Genomic DNA, 19902 nt, shown 5'->3' with positions numbered 1-19902 from the left:
TTCATTTCCCCCTCTACCATAGGCTTCCGGCCAGCATTGTGAACCGTATAAATACAATCTCGTCTCCATCCTCAAGCAACAAAGGGGCATCCAGCACAGCGGCTTCCTCATCACGTACAAAAACCCTGTACAACCCGTCTTCAAAAGCCTGCATCGCCGTGTTTACTGCATCCTCCACATCAGGAACGCCATCATTATAGATAGACCCGAATCCTACCTTGCCTGTCTCGCCCTGCGCCTGAACCTCCTGCCCTGTGAGGAACGGAATCAGTGCAACACTCTCCTGCTTTTCACGCAGTCTGCGGACATCCAGGGCGACGGTAGCAGCAATCAGCTCTCGCAAAGTTTCAGGGGCAGGATTCAGCTCCAATTCCTGTTTTGCGAGTTCTGGCTTTCTTTTTCCCAAACTTTTTACAGTTACAGCCAGCTTCATGTCGTTCCCCTTCTTTCTTGCTTCCGCTTCTTACCCGTTGTCAGTTGAATTTTTCATCCATCCAAAGACACTGTTAACGAAATCGAAAACGAATGCTTGTTCGTATGTTTATTTTAATATGCTCGCAAGCATTACTCCATCGCCCTATATGACCAAAAATCACAGCCATATCACGCCCAGTAAACTTAAAAACTAAGACTTTTTACCCTGTTTTCGATGAAAAATATCCATATTAAGGATAGAAAAGAAAAAGACCTGCACAAGGAACTCCATCTGCTCATCACAGACTTCATTACCTTATACAGGCCACAACTCATCATAAAACAACGTTTCAACACTTCAATTAAAACGCTGGAATGACGCTGTCCTTGTAATTATCCTCGAAAAATTTGCGAACCTCCGGACCGGTCATTCGCTTCGCCAGCTTTTGAATGGCATCCGAATCCGCATTATCCTTGCGCGCTACCAGATTAATGGCAAAGTGGGTATCATCCTTTTCTGTAATCAGCGCGTCCTTCTTCGGTGTCAGGCCCAGCGGCTTGGCATAAGCGGGATACATGGCAGCCATGTCCACATCATCCAGCGAACGCGCCAGCATCAAGAGATCGACTTCCTTGAACACAAACTTTTTCTTGTTTTCTATAATATCAGCCTGTGTGGCATTATAGCCTACGCCTTCTTTAAGCTTGATCAGACCGTTTTGTTCCATCATCACGAGAGAACGTCCGGTATTTGCCGGGTCGTTGGCAATCGCAATGGTCGCACCTTCGGGCAGGTCTTTAATGTTCTTGTATTTTTTGGAGTACGCGCCATAGATGGCGTTGTAAATCGGTTTGACTGCTACCAGATCAGACTTGTTGCTTTCATTGTATTGTTGCATAAAAGGAGCATGCTGAAAGAAGTTTGCATCCACTTCATGGGCTGCCAATGCGTTATTGGGTTGAATATTGTCCGACAGCACGACGATTTCCAGATTAACTCCGTCCTGTTTGAGCAATGGTTTTACGATATCCAGCACATCCGTCATCGGTGGAATCAGTGTCGCCACTTTCAAAGTCACTTCTTTTTGGGAAGTCGCTTCTTTAGGCTGTGCCGCCTGCTTTTGACCGCCGCATCCGGCAACCAGCAGCATGACGACAGCGAATAGTGCAAGTAATTTCAAGTTTGTTTTCAAGTTGTTTTTCCGACTCATTAGGTGAAGAACCTCCAAGTAAATTTGTGATTGGGAAGAGGAAAATGAGTTACAGTGGAGCCGCTTCGCGAATGGGCCACTGTAAAGTCATTCTCATTTTCCATAGTGGGTGGTGCAAGTGTATTGCCTACGATCTATCGGTACTGAGGGATTACATCCTCAGTTTACCTTCTTGCCATAGGCTGCTGTTACGCTTGAACATATAAGATGTTCAATAAACGTCCGCTCCAACATAGCAGGCTATAACCTATCTTATCGCTTGTCGATCCGGCGGGATATCGTGCTTCCGGTGAACTGGATCGTTTGCACTAAAATAATCATGACAACGATGGTGAACGCCATCAATCCAGTTTCAAAACGCTGATAACCGTAGCGGATGGCGAAATCGCCCACGCCGCCGCCGCCCACAATGCCCATCACCGTGGAGTAGGAAATGAAGCTGATGGTGGACGTGGTCAAGCCAAGTACAAGCCCCGAACGGGCTTCTACGTACAAAAATTTAAAAATAAGCTGAAGGGTAGACGCTCCCATAGAAGTAGCAGCTTCGATTACACCCTTGGGCACATCCAGCAGCGACTGCTCCACCAGCCTTGAATAGTAGGCAATGGCTACCACTGACATGGGAACCGTAGCTGCCATCGTACCCAGTGCCGTACCCACGACGAGACGTGTAAATGGAATCATAAACACGACCAGTAGCAAGAACGGGAACGAGCGAATCACATTGACCAGACTGTTCAATATGGTGAATACCAGCCGATTCTCATATTTTTGCCCCTTGCCGCACAAATACAACATCGTTCCTGCCGGAAGCCCCAGCAGCACGGCTGCTGCGATAGAAATACCTACCATGATAAACGTCTCTCCGATAGCCTTCCATATCTCGGACTGATACTGCGCAATGATGCTCAGCGTTTCATTCACGGGCTTCACCTTCTCCCGCCTTTGAACCGTCCGATGGATCGCCTACAGGCTGCGTTGAAAGCAGTCGCCCATCCCGCATCTCCGAAACGCGGCTACAAATGCTCCGCACCACGTCCATATCGTGCGTTACGATCACAATTGTAACCCCCAGCTCACGATTGATCTCCCGCAACACACCTAGAATATCGGCCGTTGTTTGCGGATCAAGCGCTGAGGTCGGCTCATCACAGAGCAGCACGGCAGGTCGATTCGCCAGCGCTCTGGCAATCGCCACCCGTTGCTTTTGACCTCCGCTCAGTTGTGCTGGATACTGCTCTGCTTTGTCATCTAAACCGACAAATTGCAGGCATTCGCGCACACGTTCCGCTCTCTCTTTTTTCGGGACGCCTGCCAGTTCCAGTGGCATTGCCACATTTCCACTAACCGTCCGATTGTGAACGAGATGATAATGCTGAAAAATCATCCCGATGGATCGCCGCGCTTCACGGAGACGTTTTTCCGTCATGCGAGTCAGTTCTTCCCCATTCACAACCACGTTTCCCTCATCCGGCCGTTCCAATACATTCATCAGCCGGAGCAACGTTGACTTACCAGCACCGCTGGCACCTATGATACCGTGAATTTCCCCTTCCTCCACTTGAAGGGACACGGATTGAACCGCTTGAAATGGGCCGCTTGAGGTCGTATAATGCTTGCTTACCTGATGCAGCGTAATCATGAACCCTGGCCTCCTGATGATCCATTTCTCAGGGAAAATGTAATAAGCCCGCCAGCCCAGTCAGGTCTGTACGAGCCGTCATTTCCCATTGCATTAATATAACACAGAGCAGAAATCGGGCAAAGCCTTTTGACAGCAAATTAGCGTACATCCCACACGCCTACATAAGGAAAGCCGATACCGAGCCCCCAAGCCAGCGTGAGCATCACCACAAAATAGCAAATAAACAGAATATCTATAGCCGAATAATGGATTGCATAATAGTATGTGCGCCTGGTTTCATTGGCAAACCCCTTGGCCTCCATGGCAATAGCAATTCGCTGGGCGCGCCGGATGCTTTGAGCCAGCAGCGGAATCGCATATCTGCGAAGCGTAGCATACATATTCCATTTGGACACATGCTGATGCACACCCCGAATGCGGTGGGCATGTCTCAACGTTTGGAATTCCTCCAGCAGCACCGGCATCATCCGCATGGCCGCCAAAAAGCTGTACGCATATTTCGGAGGAAGCCTCCATTGCTGCATCAGCGAATAAAATAGGTTCACCGGGCGTGTCGTCAAACCAAATAATAATCCTGCCGCTGCCATACTCAGTGCACGAAATCCAAGATGCATGCCCCGATAAAAGCTTTCCTGCGTAATATGGATCAGGCCCCATGTCCACCAGGTTGTCACCCCTTTGCCGAACATTATCATGCCTGTGGAGGTTGAGATAAACACCAGTATAAAAGGAGAACCATACAGCAGCAGTCGCTTCCACGGATGGCCAGTCCAGACGAGCAACAGCAGCATAGCACACGCCACATTGAACATCACATTCAGATTGTGAATCAGAATGACGACCACGAACAACAAGGAAAACATAACAAGCTTTAATCCCGGATTAACCCGGTGAAGCCATGTTTCATGATGGGGAAAAGACAGGTTCATGCCGCAGCTCCCCCTTCTGTATCCGCCATATATCCGTGCAATATCGACGGACAATTTCCGGGTCATGCGTGACCATCACAATCGCCGTGCCCGCCGCTCTAAGCTGCTCCAGCATGTCCAGCATGACAAAGGTATTGCGTGCGTCCTGCCCAAAGGTCGGCTCATCCAGCAGCAGCACGGCTGGCTCACGGATCATAGCTGTGGCAATGCTCAGCCGCCTTTTTTGCCCCAACGAAAGCTGATATGGATGACGTTCATCCAGCCGTTCCAGCCCAAACTGTACGAGCATTCGATCCACTCGCTCCCGGCGCTGTTCAGCCGTAAACAAGTTCTCCGGCAGCGAATACTCCAGTTCCTTTCGAACGGTGTGCGCTACGAATTGCAGCTCCGGATTTTGAAACACAAACGCGATGTGCTCTGCCAGTTGTTCCGTACCGCCAGCCTCTATTCCGTCCACGCTGTAACTTCCCTGCGTTCGGATTAAGCGCATCATGGAGAGCAGCAGCGAGCTTTTACCAGCTCCATTTTCACCGATCACGCCAATCCAGTCACCTGGCTTCACCTGCGCTTTCTCCACATGAATGACCGGACTCGAACCCCGAAGGCCGCTAAAATGCTCCAGCTCCAGTATAGGAGTACCCACAGCCGCCTCTTCTACCTGATGAGAAATGTTTAACTCATTCAGTTCACAGAAGATGTGTCCCTCTGCCTCTTGTTCACTCCAACGTGGTGAAGATGCCTCATTCCATACGCCCGGATACCATACACCGTAATCAGACAACGCCTGCCGATGCACATGAAATACCTCTTCCGCAGTTCCGTCTGCCATGATCTCCCCTTGAGCAGAAAGCACCACAATCCGGTCCACATCATGGACAATTTCATTAATTTTATGCTCCACAATCACTAGCGTCTGATCTGCTGAAATGTGGCGAATCGTATCCCACACCTGTGCGGTGCCTTCTTCATCCAGCAAAGCCGTCGGCTCATCCAGAAAAAGCACCTCCGGCTCCATCGCCAGCACAGACGCAATCGCCAGCCGTTGCTTCATGCCCTGAGACATGCTGCCAATCGGCATATGTATCTCATCCGTCGAAAGACCGACCTGCGTCAGCAGCTTGCGGATACGAGACGGCATTTGCTCACGGGGAACCTGATTATTTTCTAGCACAAAAGCCAGTTCCTCGTCCGCATACGACATACAAAACTGCGTATCTGGATCTTGAAATACGATACCCGCACGCGCTGGAATGACGACAGCATCACAGTTCATCGGTACTTCTATCGTGCGCGGAATCAGACCACTAAGCACCTGGAGCAGTGTTGATTTACCGCATCCACTCGGTCCGAGCAGCAGCAGCTTTTCCCCCTTGCGGACGGATACAGACATATTGTGAAAAAGCAGCTCCTGCTCACCGGGAAATTTCAAACGAAGACGAGTGACCGACGCCACCACATCTTCGACTACCCCACTCATTAGTCCAGCCCCTTATAGTCCTGTTCCGTTGCGGGTCTTAAGGTACGTGTCACCCCGGTGACTTCCAGCGCCTTAGCCAGATAGAACGCGAACACCCCGGCGATCACAATACTGCCAATCATTCGGAATCCGACATACAAAACATAGTTCCAGGTCGAAAGCTGATCAATATACCCGTAACTGAAGTCCAAAATCAGGGAGGCTATAGCCGATCCAGCCGCAGCCAGCGAAGTGACCCACAGGTTGGCATTCCGGTACAGAAAAGCCGCAAAGAACAGCTCTGCTCCCAAACCTTGCAGAAAGCCGTAGTACAAGGTGGACATCCCCCATTCACTTCCCAAAAAAGCACTGACCGTTGCCGCTGCCACCTCTGCCAAAATCGCAACTCCCGGCTTGCGGATAATAAGGTATGCGAAAGTGCCCGCCATAAACCACATGCCATACACCCATTGCTCGGCGTTCAGCCCAAGCGGTTTCACCAGATCATACGCAGGCCCCCATATTTTATAAACCAAACCGAACACGACGGCAATCACAATTGTGACCAAAATATCCGTCAGCTTCAATCCATTAGACGCTTTTACAGCAGTATTCATAATGATGTACTCCCCTTTTCCCTTAAAATGGGCCTCGTGGCCATGAAAAAAAGCTTGTCTGGAGCTGAATCTCCAGGCAAGCTTTATGCGCAGTAAAAGGTGGATCACCATACAAAACATCATTCGTCGATATACCTCATACAATCAATAGCCTAAGCGCAGCCGCCTAGCTTGATTATAAGATATGAACCGAATCTACCGACAACCGCAAAACACGCGGCAATCCTGTATAGTGCTCTAGGTTTCTCTACGCTGGCATTACCCAGATCAGATTTCACGGTCGATGGCAAGGGCCACCCTCTCAGCCTGACTTTCTCAAGCTCCCGACAATGCTTTTTAATTCACTATAATGTACACCACATCCATTGCTTTGACAATCCTACAATCCGGCTTGCCATACTTCCTTCACCGCAGCGCGAAACAAATCATCCAATCGCTGATCACGTCCGCCCTCCATATGCTGGAGCAAGGGCGCCTTTTGTTCAAAATAAGCCAATTGCTGCTGGATATAATCATTGACCACCGAAAGCTGTGGCTCCATATCCAGTTCCTCGCCCGCTTTTTTACGTTGCAGCAAATGTCCGATCACCTGATAAAGCTCTGTATCTGCCGGAATGAATTCCTCCAGCAAGTCTTCGAATGTCATCGGAGGCATGCTGTTGTAACGCTCGATCCAGCCACAGGCCAGCAGCGGGCGAAGTACGTAAAAATACTTTTTAATCTTCACCTGTTCTCCTTGCAAATAATCCCGATAGTTGCCCCGCGCCATATTCAGATAGTGATACATACAGGACTTCGGCGAGAAGGTTAATGGCGATATAGCGCGAATCTGCTCTGCTACTGAATATGGCTCCAGATAGGGGATCGGGGATTGCAGCCATTCCAGCAAAGGCGGATTGGACTTGCGAAACAGATTGAGCGCCTTTTTCAAATCCCAGCCGTTGATATCCAGCAAATCGCTGATCGGGCGCTCAATCACATCCCGTTGATCAAAAATGGACAAATACCACTCCAAGGGCCTCACATAGATAAAACGCACGTCATAGTCACTGTCCTGTGAAGGAAATCCCCACGCCCGACTGCCTGATTCGCAGGCATATATAATGCGCACCTGCTCCTCCTGCTCCAAAGCGCGTAGCTCCTCCAATATCGTATCACGCATTTCTGGTTTAATTAAATCGTGCTCATGTTTTGGATCTGTCATGCTATTCCCTCTCCAATCATTTATAGATTTTCCTGAAGCTTTTCCCGGATGGATTCTCGCGTTTCCTCTATGTGCTTCATACTCTGGTCCAAAGCCCGGCAAATCGGCAGGGCAGAAGCAATCTCTTCCAAGGGCAGGTGTTTTTCTGCAAAAGCCACCAGCTTGTGAATCAGCTGTTCATCCTCTGAAGCTCTTTAACATTCATCTATGTATTTAGTTGATTCACTGGATGTCTGCCCCCACCTCTCAAATTTTGAAAAATAGACATTTAACAGGCCGATCCAGACACGCATATTAGCTTTCTGAACCAAGGGGATTTGTACAGACACTTTGAGTCCGTACAAATCCCCTACTCCATAAATAAGCTTCTACCAAACTATACATATTGCCAGTACCTTTGTATTTCGCTGATATCTAACCCTAAATATGCTGTTAAGTTACAACAAATTCAACAACAAGCGGCATTGCCTGCTCAAGCACGTCGCCACCCGGAATCGTGATTGCAGTTGTCGTAACCGTGGAAATATCTCCTGTTTGAAGCATTGCATTGATATATAGATTGTAATAGGTGAATGAAGCGGGAAACGCAGTAGCGGCTGCACCGGTGTCATCAGTGAAAGCTGTAGCCACAATAGAAAAAGTCGCGCCTGTACCTGTTCCAGCGCCTATTGTGGATGTAAACCGTCTGTTGGCTGTAAATGGTTTGGTTATCGGCATGTTTTTCACCTCCTCCCTACTATTAGATGCCAGAATTTAAAAAATGAAGGGGCATTTATGTAAGCTGGTTCAAGTGTCGGATGAACAGCTAATCCGTTTAGTGCTTTGGCGTATTTTTACATCAAAAAAGATATTTGTACCTTTCAATGCAATGAATTCTATCATATTCATAAATTATATTTATTTAGAGAGGTGAAGCAAATGAGTATTATTTTGCCCTTGAGTGATACATTTCCACTATCGTCTTTCGGGGATTTACGCACGATCGAACTTATGCCAGTAGCTGGATGGACATTCAATTACAATATTAATACCGATTTAGTTACTCCATCATTTTCAGGCAGCGGCACAGTAACTCAAAACAATGGAATGGTTGTTCTTCAAACAGGTACAAGCCAAGACTCTTCGGCTAATATTGAAACGATCAAGTCCTTAAGGTATACTCCCGGTTTAGGTGGATTAGTACGGTTTACGGCACTATTTACAACCGGTGTTGACAACAGCACACAAATCATTGGAATTGGCGATAGCTCGGATGGTTTTTTCTTTGGTTTTAATGGCAGTTCATTTGGTATATTGAGAAGAATTAACCAAACCGATAACTGGATTCCCCAATCCACATGGAATACAGATAAGTTTGACGGAACGGGTCCCAGCCGCGTGACATTGGACCCAACGAAAGGAAATGTATACTCTATTCAATATCAATGGCTTGGATACGGAGTGATTTCCTTCCTAATTGAAAACCCAACTACAGGTAAGCAGACTTTGGTTCATAGTATTCAATATCCCAACGCAAATACAATTCCGTCTATCTTAAATCCAACTCTTCCTGTAATGGCTCAGGTCATAAACACAACCAATACTACGAATATCACCCTGCAATCATCATCTGCTATGTCATTTGTCGAAGGCAACGGAAATTCTACCGCGGTTGTTACTCGTAATTCCGTAAGTAATTTGAATACAATTACGACTGAATCGGCCATAATCACGATACAAAATAAGCCCTCATATCAGTCAAAGACAAATCGCGTACAAGTACTCCTAGATTATATTTCGTTCAGTGTAGATAGTACCCAATCAACAACCATACGTTTAGTGAAGAACGCCATTTTGGGAGGAACTCCGGCCTTTACGGATGTTTCTACCAATACAAGCGTTATGGAGTTTGATACCTCCGGCACAACCGTTTCAAACGGGAAAACATTACTTTTCATTGCCGCAGGCAGGAGTGATATAGGGCAGCTCCTTTTGAATGAGATCGAAATTGAACTGAGCCCCGGTGACAGTTTAACCGTATCCGCCGTATCTTCAGCCGCCTCACAAGTTAACATAGCCCTATCATGGCTAGAAAAGTTTTAGAATAGTCGGAGCATCCGCAATCAAGGGCTCTTTGAGGAAGTACAAGCGTCCAATAGTCCACACCACGCCACTCTGCAGGTATCGGCTCAGCGTATGGTGGTGTGCGATCGGGTTCGTGTTGAGCACGACGCACGGAGCCATATGCAGTCTGGATACAGGAACAAACAGCGGTTGTAAGCTACAAATTTTTCCTATATGCTCCAGTCAAAGGATAAACGTTTCGTCGTTGATTTGTTGACCGCTTGCTCCGCCTTTCAAATTTTGAGAGGCGGAAACAAAGCTTAGATGTTGGATCACCCTTCTCTTATGTATTGCTTCTTTGCTCATTGTGACAACCTTATATCCCTATGATCCATGATTTGGGAAGTCGTGAACATGGTGAAAGTATTACAAAGATAAATAAATTCCCTTTTTCCTGCATCTCTTCCCTGTTAGAATAAAGGGATACTTATTTTCGGAGAACGGCAACAAGAACGGGGAATTCATCATGGCGAGAGAGAGCTTTGATAAAGAAATTCAATTTCTGCGCATGCTGACACTGACGAGCGGCGCTTATAATCGGCAGCAATTTGCAGACAGACTGGGCATTTCGGTACATACCTTTGACAAAACAATCCGGCGTCTCAAAGAAATCGTTCAATCTGTGCAGCAGCAGTTACCAGCGGAACAAGGACACGACTTCAATGAAATGCTGCGCTTGAACTACTATGAATCGGCTGATCCGCTATTGTTATTCCTGTTTCGGGCCAAATCGCTCAAGGAAACGGAAAGCGTTCGCCTGGCCCTTCTGCTGACAGCTCTACAGTCACAACCATTGACCACTATGGAGCTGCTGGATGCATGCTGCGAGGGATTGCCTGCTTACAGTGCATTGCCTGATGAAAAAACGATCCGTTCAGACCTGAAATATCTCGTCGAGGTCGGCGTGGTTCGCAAGGAACCTGGAGGCAGACCTTATCGCTATGCTGTCCGCAATGATCTGGTCACTGAACTGACGGACGAGGAATTACTGGACCTGTATGACTTTGTAGACGTTATGGCGAATACGCAGCTTCCTTCTGTACAGGGATATTTGCTGCGAGATCATTTAAAAAAAGCCATGCGCCGTCAAGCCGGGGCTCAGGAGATTGCAGAACCTTTTTTATACAAATACCATTATTACTCGCGTATTCTGGATGAGGCACATGTTCATCCGCTTCTTCATGCCATTCGACAACGTCGCTGTGTGACTTTTTTGTATTTTTCGGCGGCCAAACAAAGCATATACGGTTCACAGAACACGAATCCTCTGTTTGAAAAAGAAACCGAAGGACGTGAACACACCATTCTTCCCTTGCAAGTCATCTATGATCATCAATACGGGCGCTGGTATGTGCTGGGTCACGCGGGCGGCAAAGGGATCATGAAGTTCCGCATGGAGGGCATGACACAGTTGGCGGAGGGCGAACCCGTGTCTGAGAAGCGTTTTGCTGACCTGCTGGCCGTGCTGGAAGAAAGAACGCGGTATAGCTGGCTTGTGGATACTGGGCGTGCCGTGAAGGTGCGGGTGCGTTTTTTCAATCCCGAAGGTGCCAAACGCAACTTTATTCGGGAGCGTGTGCTGTTGCAGGGGCAATGGGGAACGATCACGGAGGAAGAAAGTGAATCCTTTATCTATGAAATTACAGTGAACGGCATCACCGAGATTAAACCGTGGCTGCGCAGCTTTGGATCAAGCTGTGAGGTGTTGGAACCCAAGCGGCTTCGTCAGGAATTCAAGCAGGAATGGAAGGAGCTTCAAGCCTATTATGAGCCTATTCGAGAAAATATTTAACTACCAGATCGTCTCGCGGCTGGATGAATCGGGCGCTTTTGCTACCACATCGCAGGAAAGAATCTGGCTCCAGTCCATGCTGTCAGATCCGGCGGCGACAGAAGCTTTTATCCCGTCTACGCTCGATAAGCTTCGGCTGATGCTCGCAGATGACGATCCACTGGAGATCGATGGCAGCTTGAGGGAAAAGGCCGGCATCCCTGCCTCCCCGGTCTATCACCCGCTCCTGCGTATATTGCGTTCCATCCTGCGGTCCCGCTCAGGTATCTGTATGAGCTACAGAATGCGCAATGGGCGTGTTCATGAACGCATGTCAGGCTTTCCGTATAAGCTGGAATTTTCCATGGTCAAAAAAGAATGGAGCCTGCTTTGGTACAACCGCCGGCACCGTACGCTGATGTCCACCAAGCTGTCCAGCATCGTAACCATCACCGAAGAGGAAATTCCACCTGAAGAGACCGAGAAATTCACCCAACGTATACTCGGTATTCTGGAGTCACGCAAAGAACAGGGCATCATCGTAATTATACCTATGTACAACGTGGAATTATCCCGTATTTTATATGCCTTTTCCTGCTTTGAGAAAGAGGTGGAGTATGTTCAGGCTGCGGATAGCTATCGTATTACACTCACTTTTCAGACAGACGAAAGTGAATACGTACTGTCCAAAATCCGCTTTCTCGGCAAACGTGTCAAGGTCGTCCAAGGCTCCCGGCTCATTTCCCGAATGAAGGAAACAACCGCCAGGGCACTTGCCAGATACGAAGAGGATTAGCCGCTGGAAAAATGTTTAATGGCCCCACGAAAAAAGGCCCGCACACTGTCATAAGACAAGAGGCGGGCCTATTCAATTACGATTTGCAGTACGAAATCATACTTTTCCCAAAAATGTATCTGCTGTAACAAGCTGAAAAGCACTCGCCAGGTTACGGTAAAGCTTGTCCCCGTGCACTCACATATAGCTCATACCATTCCTCACGGGTCATCAGCTCACTCTGTCGCTCCGCATCCTGACACGCCTTGATCCGTTCAGGATTAGCGCTGCCAATAACGGGCTGAATCCGCGCCGGATGCTTCATGAGCCAGCCAAGAACGATGGCCTCGCGTGTCGTTTCCTTTTCAGCAGCCAGCTTTTGCACCAGCTCTGCTGTTTGGCGTATATGCTCCGGCTCTCCTTCCAAAGATCCACCGCTAAAACGTCCCTGTGCCAGTGGCCCCCACGCTTGAAGCTGAATATCCTCCATTTGGCAGTATTCCAGCAAACCTTCGCCAAAATGGACATTCGTCCCTGCCTGCTGATTCACATGCACCGTCTGATCTACAAAATGTAGATGCGCCAGGCTCATCTCCAATTGATTAGCCACCAGCGGGCCGGCTAAACTGCGCTCCAGAAACTGAATTTGGCTTACATTCATATTGGAAACACCAAAATGCCGTACTTTGCCAGATGCCTTGAGCTTGCTGAACGCCTCCGCCACTTCTTCCGGCTCTACCAGCGGATCGGGACGGTGCAGCAGCAGAATGTCCAAATATTCGGTGCCCAGACGCTTCAGAATACCATCCACAGACTCCATAATATGAGCATATGAAAAATCAAATCGACCCGGGAGCGTACCATCCGGCAGGAAAATGCCGCATTTGGACTGGATAACGATCTGCTCGCGCAAATCGGGCTGCCCCTTCAAAATCCGGCCAAAAATTTCTTCTGCTTTCCCCATACGATAGATGTCTGCATGATCAAACATCGTAATGCCGATGGAACGTGCGGCTTCCACCGCTCTTTCTGCTTCCACCACATGCTCCTGTGTAAACGGTGTACGATCCCATTCCCCGCCAAAAGGCATACAACCAAGCACCAAGCGGCTATCCGAAATGTTGCGTTTCTGTAAAGGCATAATTTTCATGTTGCTCCTCCTTCACTTTTTTTATCCGAAAATACCCATGCTCAAATATCGCTCTCCTGTATCCGGGGCAATACAAAGCACCCGTTTGCCCGGTCCCAAGCGCCGAGCTTCCTGAATTGCCGTCCATATTGTAGCTCCGCTGGAAGGTCCGACGAGAATTCCCTCCTGAGCAGCAATCGCCCGTGTCATTGCAATCGCATCCTCATCCGAAACCTGTACGATTTCGTCATAAATATCCGTATTCAATACGGCAGGAACGAATCCCGGGCTAGTACCAACCAGCTTATGTGGACCAGGCTTGCCCCCTGACAGCACTGGCGAGCCCTTCGGCTCTACCACGACCACACGCAGATCCGGCAAATGCTGGCGCAGCACCTCACCCGTTCCCGTAATCGTACCACCCGTTCCAGAAGAAGCGACGAACACGTCCAGCTTGCCTTCCGTCTGCTCCAAAATTTCAAGCGCAGTCGTCGTACGGTGGATATCCGGGTTGGCCTCGTTTTCAAATTGTTGCGGGATAAAGCTCCCTTCAATCTCAGCCCCCAGCTCCAGCGCCTTGCGAATTGCTCCTGACATCCGTTCTTCCGCTGGCGTCAGTACAACCTCAGCACCGTATGCTTTTAAAATATTGATTCGTTCCCTCGTCATATTCGACGGCATCACCAATATCGCACGGTAGCCTCGGGCTGCCGCATTCATCGCTAAGCCAATCCCCGTATTCCCGCTGGTCGGCTCAATAATAGTTCCACCCGGTTTTAAATGTCCGGCCCGTTCCGCCTCGGCAATCAGATTACCCGCCGCCCGATCCTTGACACTGCCGCTGGGATTATAGTATTCCAGCTTCACATACACTTCCGCATCCTGCGGTCCGGTTAATCGCTGAAGCCGCACACAAGGCGTATCTCCAATTAAATCTGTAATACTATGTACCACTTTAAGCGTCATCATTGTATCCTCCTTGGATAGATCCATACTATAAAAATAACATATTTAACCCGCTCATACCTGCCGCTTTTGTAAATAGATAAATCTTATCTGCTTAGTATGTAAAATTCTTGAAAATGGGTCGCCAGATGTGGTTTCTAATGATATACTCGCATTACTATTTTTCAGGAGGATACAAGACACTCATGAGTATTCAAGAAAATTTGACAGCCAATCGCTTTCCCCCCTCCTTGCTATGGTTGACGCTCGGTGCCTTTGCCATCGGCATGACCGAATTCGTCATTATGGGTCTTCTGCCCAATGTGGCCCAGGATCTTCATGTTACCATCCCGCAAGCCGGACAGCTCATCACCAGCTACGCGCTTGGTGTGGCCATTGGCGCCCCTGTGCTCACCGTATTAACTCACAAGGTACCGCAAAAAAAGCTGTTATGCCTGCTGATGATTATATTCATTTTAGGCAATCTTTTTTCGGTCATTGCTCCCAACTACGAGCTTCTGATTGTAGCCCGTATGGCTACCGCGTTATCACACGGAACCTTTTTGGGAGCCGGCTCCCTGATCGCCGCCCGACTGGTTCGCCCTGACAAGCGGGCTGGTGCCATTTCTATGGTGCTGACCGGACTGACCGTAGCCAACATTATCGGCGTGCCCTTTGGCACCTTTATCGGACAGCAGCTCGGCTGGCGTGCTTCCTTTGGAGCCATCGTTGTGATCGGCCTGATTTCCCTCTTTGGCATCATCCGGTACATTCCGGTTATGCATCAGGACAAGCCCTCCAGTCTCAAACAAGAAGTCCGAAGCCTGTTTAATCCGAAGGTATTGCTGATGCTACTCACAGGTGCTGTCGGTTGTGGTAGTCTGTTCAGCGTCTTTACGTACATTACGCCTTTACTTACCGACATTAGCGGCTTTGCCGAGCATAGCATTACGTGGATTCTCGTCCTGTTCGGACTTGGTGTAACCATCGGCAACATCGTTGGCGGCAAGCTCGCGGATTGGAGGCTGCTGCCATCCTTAATAGCAAACTACGCTATACTGGCCATTATTTTGGCCATTCTGACGTTTACGCTTCAAAGCAGGGTACTGGCTGTGATTACCGTCTTTATCTGGGGGATTGCCGCGTTCGGCATTATGCCCGGCATTCAGGTTCGCATCATGAATCTGGCCTATGAGGCCCCTTTGCTCGCCTCTACCTCCAGCCATTCCGCTTTGAATCTGGGTAACGCAGGAGGCGCTTTTATCGGCGGGGTCGTCATTAATCAGATGGGACTTGCCGCCATCCCTTGGGTCGCATCTCTGATCACCGTTGGCGGTCTGCTTCTCATGCTGGTCAGCTACGCTATTGACCGCAGAACGGCTCATTCTGAAGCCGCAGCGGAGATACATTCCTAAAAGGAAGGACTTTCGTTCACTTGAGCGAAAGTCCCTTTTTAAATCATCCTCTAATTCTGGACGCTTAAACGCGTGTTGAAACCGAAGTACTCTGCCTCGCCACTCAGCTTAACCAATTCTCAAAAAAGTCCCGATACCCCTGCTTCATCACCTTACTCGAAAACTTCTCCATGGCATACGCCTGATTTTCATTGGAAACCCGACGAGGTGAGGCAGCAGCCATATTGAGCAGCTCGAACCAGTTTTTCTCATTGCCCGAAAAAGAGTGCGTGGAGCTGATATGTCCATAGCAAGGATGCTCAGGCTTCACGACGATTTTACCCATAGCCAGCGCTTCGGTCAGCGGCATCGCAAACGTGTCGAATTTGGAGCAGCTCCAGTATACTTTCGCCGTATTCATAAGCGCGAATACCTCATCCTGCGTCAACGCAAATTGAAGCTTCACATTGTCAGGGATATCGTACTTCTTCATGCTTTCCTTGTAGCGTTCCCCGCCAAACACCATGTAAACTTCCTTGTCGGGATTATGCCGAGCATACTCCAGCACCAGATCAGGACGCCGATTCTCCTCATCCCTTCCGATCCACATCACCCGATTCTCCACGACCTGCGAAGGATCAAAATGCTTTTCTACCAGTCGCTCATTAAACCCAATCGGGATAACTGTCACATCTGTTACACCAAACTTGGATGCCATCTCCTGTCTGAGAAAATCAGTCTGCACAATAGCCTTGTCCACAATCTGATAAAAAGGCTTCATCATCTCATAGCCTGTAAGCGCCGGATCAGGAAAACTGTGCGGAAAAAGCACACTGTTTTTAAAAAACATTTTCAAATATGTAAAGCCGGATACCGTATAAATAACATCCTCAATCTGCTGCTCATGAAGCTGGTCGAGTACCACGTCATAATTGACCAGATCACCCTTTTCGTGCTCATAGCCGGGAAGCCAGTCATGGCTGCTGACATGGCGCTCCGGTGACACAAATACGATATCCACACCCAGCTCCAGTCCGATCTGCTTGAGACGTTCCGCAAAAATACGCGGGCCCTGCGCTTCGGCAAACTGAATTTTTCTCATGACCAAACCGACTTTTTTCATATATGTCTCCACCTTTGTTTACAATCTGTACACACGCTGTAGCTCCAACTCTTTATTCACACCTTCTGACTTGCCTCCATTCCAGCATCGCTGCGCATTGGCTCAAACAGGCTAACGCCTCGCCCTGTTGGGCTTCTAATTGCTCTTTTGACCATTTATCACCGTTTATATGCATTTTCATTTCGATCCTTCGCAAATCACTTTCAATCAACAACAGCATCCACAGTGAAAATACCACGGCAAACATGCTATATTCTTGCATAAATGTGCCCCGTTCCAGTCCTGCTCCCAGCAGCTCCATTTGAGCCAAGTACCTGTCCAGCAGGCGGATTCGCAAGTCGGACGTCATACGCCGGGGAAACAACGGATGGGACATATCGATCAGATGATACATATCCCAAAGCGGTGTGTTCAAGTGGGCATGCTCCCAATCCAGCACCATCAGCCGCTCCCCACTCAGCGCATAGTTTCCCGGATGAAGGTCACCATGCGACAGCACAAGCTGCTGGGCAAAAGACTGGTACTCCAGTTGTACGTAAATACGTTGCACCTGCTGTTTGGAGAATCCCAGTGAACTGCAAAGCTCCAGCACATCGGACTTGCGTTCATACAGCTCAGAAACCATATCCTGAATAAGCGGCTTGGGTCCTCGAAGTGGCATTCCAGCAAAACGCTCCGACGGCAAAGAATGCCACCCTGCTACAAGTCCAACAGCTCGCAGCATTGTTTCTTCTTCATGTAGATGGTGCAGAGGACCAAGGTCCTCAAAAATCATCCATTCCCCTCCGCCATCTATGCCTGCGCCAGAACAGGCCAGCATTCGGGGATAGATGGGTGGCAACGAAGCAAGCACATGCTCATATACCCATCTCTCCCGGCCTGCTTGCTCATCATTGGTTAACGGCTTGAACACATAACTCTCATAAGGTGACACGTAAAAACGTTGAACAAGCCGACCATTTGTACCTGTATATAAAACTTCCCGTCTCCACACCTGCGTCTCATTCAAAGTACCGTCAACATTCACATATGGATGAAATAGATTCATAGCTTCCCAACTTTTTTGTATAAAATGTAATAGCAAGATCATATCACAGTACTCGTCCTGAACGAAGCCCGGCTAGTCTTTTGAGCGTTCCAACGGTATCTTCCGGCGGCACGAAAAACAAATAGAAGCTAAATAGGGCTTGTCTCATCAGATCCAAACGATCTGTGGGACAGCCCTTATTTTCAATCTATACAAGGATAGAATCAAGATCTATTGATTCCCATCCCCGCTCCTACCCTGTTTCGTATTAATATTTAGTATTGCCGGACTCGCTCGTATTACTGGATTTAAAGCCCTTGAACAATTGTGGCACATTATGATAACGAGTATTCGTAATTTTAGCTGTGCTGTTAGGGCCGTCCGATCTCAGGATCGAATCCTTTACGTTGGAAATATCCGAGTTATCCAAAGTCATATTCACTCTAAAAGTTGAGCCGCCCAGTTGGCGAACCAGCTTTCCGATATCATCGGCTCTAAAGTTTTTAATGTTAATCGTGCCCTCGGCATTGATTTGGAAGACTTTATCATATGCATGGAACGCTCCACCGCCTGTTATGTTTACCGTACCTTTTTCTTTAAGCGTCAATGCATCTTCACCTACATCCTCCCACGTTACGTTGGAAATGGTTCCGTTGCCATACACATGCACACCATCCGCAGCAGGCGCAGCAATGATTACATTTTTCAAAGTTGCACCATTTTCAAGCTTGAAAATAGGCTTTTGGGCCTCAGCCTGGCTTCCGTCACCCAAGGTTTTTGGATCAGCGGCTACCGTCTTCCCCTTACCATCATATACTTCTCCGGCTTTTACAAGAATCGTTTTACTAACGACTTCCGGTGCTGCATGAGCAGAATAATTGCCGACAAATAAAGCGACCAGCATACCTGATAAAGCGATACTCATTCCCTTTTTCAATACTTTGGCTGTGCTTGTGTTCATTTCAATTCATCCCTCTCGTAGATATTTTTTATTTCCGCCACTCCATTCGTAGTTGACTAGAACCTGTAGATCGTATCACCGCCTTCGTACAAGGAACCCATTGACCGGTACATGTCTGCAAAAATGTATATTACTATTTACATATGTACACTTGGTATTTGGTTCAAAGTAACTCAATGCCATAAATTTAAATAAACACAAATTGTAAATATAGCGATTACATTTACAATTTGTATAACTCTATTATATTCTTACTTCCAGTAATTTCAATATATTTTTCGGCAAAATATGTCCTTTTTTTTAATTAAGTACAGAATATTGCCTTTTTATGCTTGTATAAGTTTGTTTTTTCGTCAAATTATGCAGCAATTGGCTTCATGATCTAGTCTCGTTATATGCTCTACATCACCAAAATGGCAATCAGAAGCCACTTTCGTCCTATACCTCGCTTCTGATGTGATCTATACTATTGAATGACACGTTTGATGAACGTATAATGTATTTAGTGCTTTGAAGCGTTACATCTCAACATTACTGGTGAGAAGAGAGTGGTTATGGTGCAAAACAAGAGAGAGATCCCATTAAGAGAACAGAATATTGTGCTCATTGGATTTATGGGTGTAGGCAAAACAACGATCGGTTCCCATCTCGCGCGCAAGCTGTATCGGGACTTTGTGGATATTGATCAGGAGATTGAACAAGAGTACAACATGCCGACAACAGAAATTTTCAAAACATATGGAGAAAAAGGTTTCCGCGAGATTGAAAAAGACCATATTCTCAAACTATGCAGCAATACTCGATTGAAAGTCATTTCGGTTGGCGGCGGTGCTTTTTTACAAGAAGAGGTTAAACAGGCTTGTCTGGCTTCATCTATCGTCTTCTTTTTAGATTTAAATTGGGAATCCTGGAAGGATCGACTCAAGATGCTCATCGATACCCGTCCCAATCTGCAAAACAAGAATTTGGAGGAAATCGAAGCTCTTTTCCGTTCCAGACAGGACATTTACGCGGTGAATCACTCCAAGATCGATACGGATCAGTTGGATGCGGAAGAAGTCGCAGACTATATTATCCAAACTCTAAATCTCGGTTGGGAACTGTATGAGCCTACACGGGGATTAAATTAAGCATTTGACAGGATGACATCGGAAGACCATTTGCGTCTCCCAAACTCACAAACACTTAGCAAAAAGGA

Annotated in this window: 19 protein-coding genes and 1 riboswitch; of the genes, 5 read left to right on the top strand and 14 right to left on the bottom strand. The window is 47.8% G+C overall.

What is annotated here, in order from left to right:
• Positions 1-13 precede the first annotated feature (13 nt).
• The 9 genes from NST83_RS04720 to NST83_RS04680 all read right to left on the bottom strand — a co-directional run bounded on the left by NST83_RS04720 (position 14) and on the right by NST83_RS04680 (position 8193).
• On the bottom strand, positions 14-433 hold the full coding sequence (locus tag NST83_RS04720; protein ID WP_342416766.1) for a hypothetical protein: 420 nt from the start codon (positions 431-433) through the stop codon (positions 14-16).
• Between the two features lie 343 nt (positions 434-776).
• Positions 777-1625: a MetQ/NlpA family ABC transporter substrate-binding protein gene (locus NST83_RS04715; RefSeq protein ID WP_342416765.1), complete on the bottom strand. Its 849-nt coding sequence runs from the start codon at positions 1623-1625 to the stop codon at positions 777-779.
• A gap of 252 nt (positions 1626-1877) precedes the next feature.
• Positions 1878-2549 carry a methionine ABC transporter permease gene (locus NST83_RS04710; RefSeq protein WP_342416764.1) on the bottom strand — a complete coding sequence of 224 codons (672 nt, stop codon included), beginning with the start codon at positions 2547-2549 and terminating at the stop codon, positions 1878-1880.
• Positions 2542-3267 (bottom strand): ATP-binding cassette domain-containing protein, encoded by a 726-nt coding sequence (locus NST83_RS04705; protein WP_342416763.1) that lies wholly within the window; start codon positions 3265-3267, stop codon positions 2542-2544. The genes NST83_RS04710 and NST83_RS04705 overlap by 8 nt, the downstream gene beginning before the upstream one ends.
• Positions 3268-3407: 140 nt before the next feature.
• On the bottom strand, positions 3408-4199 hold the full coding sequence (locus NST83_RS04700) for an energy-coupling factor transporter transmembrane component T (protein ID WP_342416762.1): 792 nt from the start codon (positions 4197-4199) through the stop codon (positions 3408-3410).
• A complete protein-coding gene (locus tag NST83_RS04695; protein WP_342416761.1) occupies positions 4174-5676 on the bottom strand; it encodes an ABC transporter ATP-binding protein in 1503 nt (500 codons plus the stop codon). Before NST83_RS04695 ends, NST83_RS04700 begins: the two co-directional genes overlap by 26 nt.
• Positions 5676-6272: an ECF transporter S component gene (locus NST83_RS04690; RefSeq protein WP_342416760.1), complete on the bottom strand. Its 597-nt coding sequence runs from the start codon at positions 6270-6272 to the stop codon at positions 5676-5678. The genes NST83_RS04695 and NST83_RS04690 overlap by 1 nt, the downstream gene beginning before the upstream one ends.
• 225 nt (positions 6273-6497) lie before the next feature.
• Positions 6498-6609, bottom strand: a riboswitch (TPP riboswitch).
• Positions 6610-6651: 42 nt separating this feature from the next.
• Positions 6652-7476 (bottom strand): nucleotidyltransferase domain-containing protein, encoded by an 825-nt coding sequence (locus tag NST83_RS04685; RefSeq protein WP_342416759.1) that lies wholly within the window; start codon positions 7474-7476, stop codon positions 6652-6654.
• A gap of 432 nt (positions 7477-7908) precedes the next feature.
• Positions 7909-8193, bottom strand: coding sequence for a DUF4183 domain-containing protein (locus NST83_RS04680; protein WP_342416758.1), 285 nt, complete (start codon positions 8191-8193; stop codon positions 7909-7911).
• Positions 8194-8394: 201 nt separating this feature from the next.
• On the opposite strand from NST83_RS04680, the gene NST83_RS04675 reads away from it, so the two are divergent.
• The 3 genes from NST83_RS04675 to NST83_RS04665 all read left to right on the top strand — a co-directional run bounded on the left by NST83_RS04675 (position 8395) and on the right by NST83_RS04665 (position 12146).
• Positions 8395-9558 (top strand): hypothetical protein, encoded by a 1164-nt coding sequence (locus NST83_RS04675; protein WP_342416757.1) that lies wholly within the window; start codon positions 8395-8397, stop codon positions 9556-9558.
• A gap of 487 nt (positions 9559-10045) precedes the next feature.
• The gene (locus NST83_RS04670; protein WP_342416756.1) at positions 10046-11371 is read left to right on the top strand and encodes a WYL domain-containing protein; all 1326 of its coding nucleotides are present in this window, start codon (positions 10046-10048) and stop codon (positions 11369-11371) included.
• A complete protein-coding gene (locus NST83_RS04665; protein WP_342416755.1) occupies positions 11346-12146 on the top strand; it encodes a WYL domain-containing protein in 801 nt (266 codons plus the stop codon). Before NST83_RS04670 ends, NST83_RS04665 begins: the two co-directional genes overlap by 26 nt.
• Positions 12147-12297: 151 nt before the next feature.
• On the opposite strand, the gene NST83_RS04660 is transcribed toward NST83_RS04665, so the two are convergent.
• Both NST83_RS04660 and cysK read right to left on the bottom strand, forming a co-directional pair.
• Positions 12298-13275, bottom strand: a complete 978-nt coding sequence (locus NST83_RS04660) for an aldo/keto reductase (protein WP_342416754.1) — start codon at positions 13273-13275, stop codon at positions 12298-12300.
• A gap of 21 nt (positions 13276-13296) precedes the next feature.
• A complete protein-coding gene (gene cysK, locus NST83_RS04655) occupies positions 13297-14220 on the bottom strand; it encodes a cysteine synthase A (protein ID WP_342417872.1) in 924 nt (307 codons plus the stop codon).
• Positions 14221-14405: 185 nt separating this feature from the next.
• Here cysK and NST83_RS04650 point away from each other — a divergent pair, with 185 nt between their 5' ends.
• A complete protein-coding gene (locus NST83_RS04650; RefSeq protein ID WP_342416753.1) occupies positions 14406-15614 on the top strand; it encodes an MFS transporter in 1209 nt (402 codons plus the stop codon).
• A gap of 103 nt (positions 15615-15717) precedes the next feature.
• On the opposite strand, the gene NST83_RS04645 is transcribed toward NST83_RS04650, so the two are convergent.
• From NST83_RS04645 to NST83_RS04635, 3 genes are all read right to left on the bottom strand, one after another.
• Complete coding sequence (locus tag NST83_RS04645; protein ID WP_342416752.1) at positions 15718-16716, bottom strand: glycosyltransferase; 999 nt, start codon at positions 16714-16716, stop codon at positions 15718-15720.
• Between the two features lie 52 nt (positions 16717-16768).
• The gene (locus NST83_RS04640; RefSeq protein ID WP_342416751.1) at positions 16769-17764 is read right to left on the bottom strand and encodes an aminoglycoside phosphotransferase family protein; all 996 of its coding nucleotides are present in this window, start codon (positions 17762-17764) and stop codon (positions 16769-16771) included.
• 247 nt (positions 17765-18011) lie between these two features.
• Positions 18012-18704, bottom strand: coding sequence for a pectate lyase (locus NST83_RS04635; protein WP_342416750.1), 693 nt, complete (start codon positions 18702-18704; stop codon positions 18012-18014).
• A 557-nt stretch (positions 18705-19261) separates the two neighbouring features.
• On the opposite strand from NST83_RS04635, the gene NST83_RS04630 reads away from it, so the two are divergent.
• Positions 19262-19834 (top strand): shikimate kinase, encoded by a 573-nt coding sequence (locus NST83_RS04630; protein WP_134914445.1) that lies wholly within the window; start codon positions 19262-19264, stop codon positions 19832-19834.
• The last annotated feature ends 68 nt before the right edge of the window (positions 19835-19902 follow it).

The organism is Paenibacillus sp. FSL R10-2782, assembly GCF_038592985.1.
GTDB classification, from domain to species: Bacteria; Bacillota; Bacilli; order Paenibacillales; family Paenibacillaceae; genus Paenibacillus; species Paenibacillus terrae_C.
The sequence above is the reverse complement of the archived record's forward strand: the minus strand, read 5'-3'. Positions and strand labels throughout refer to the sequence as shown.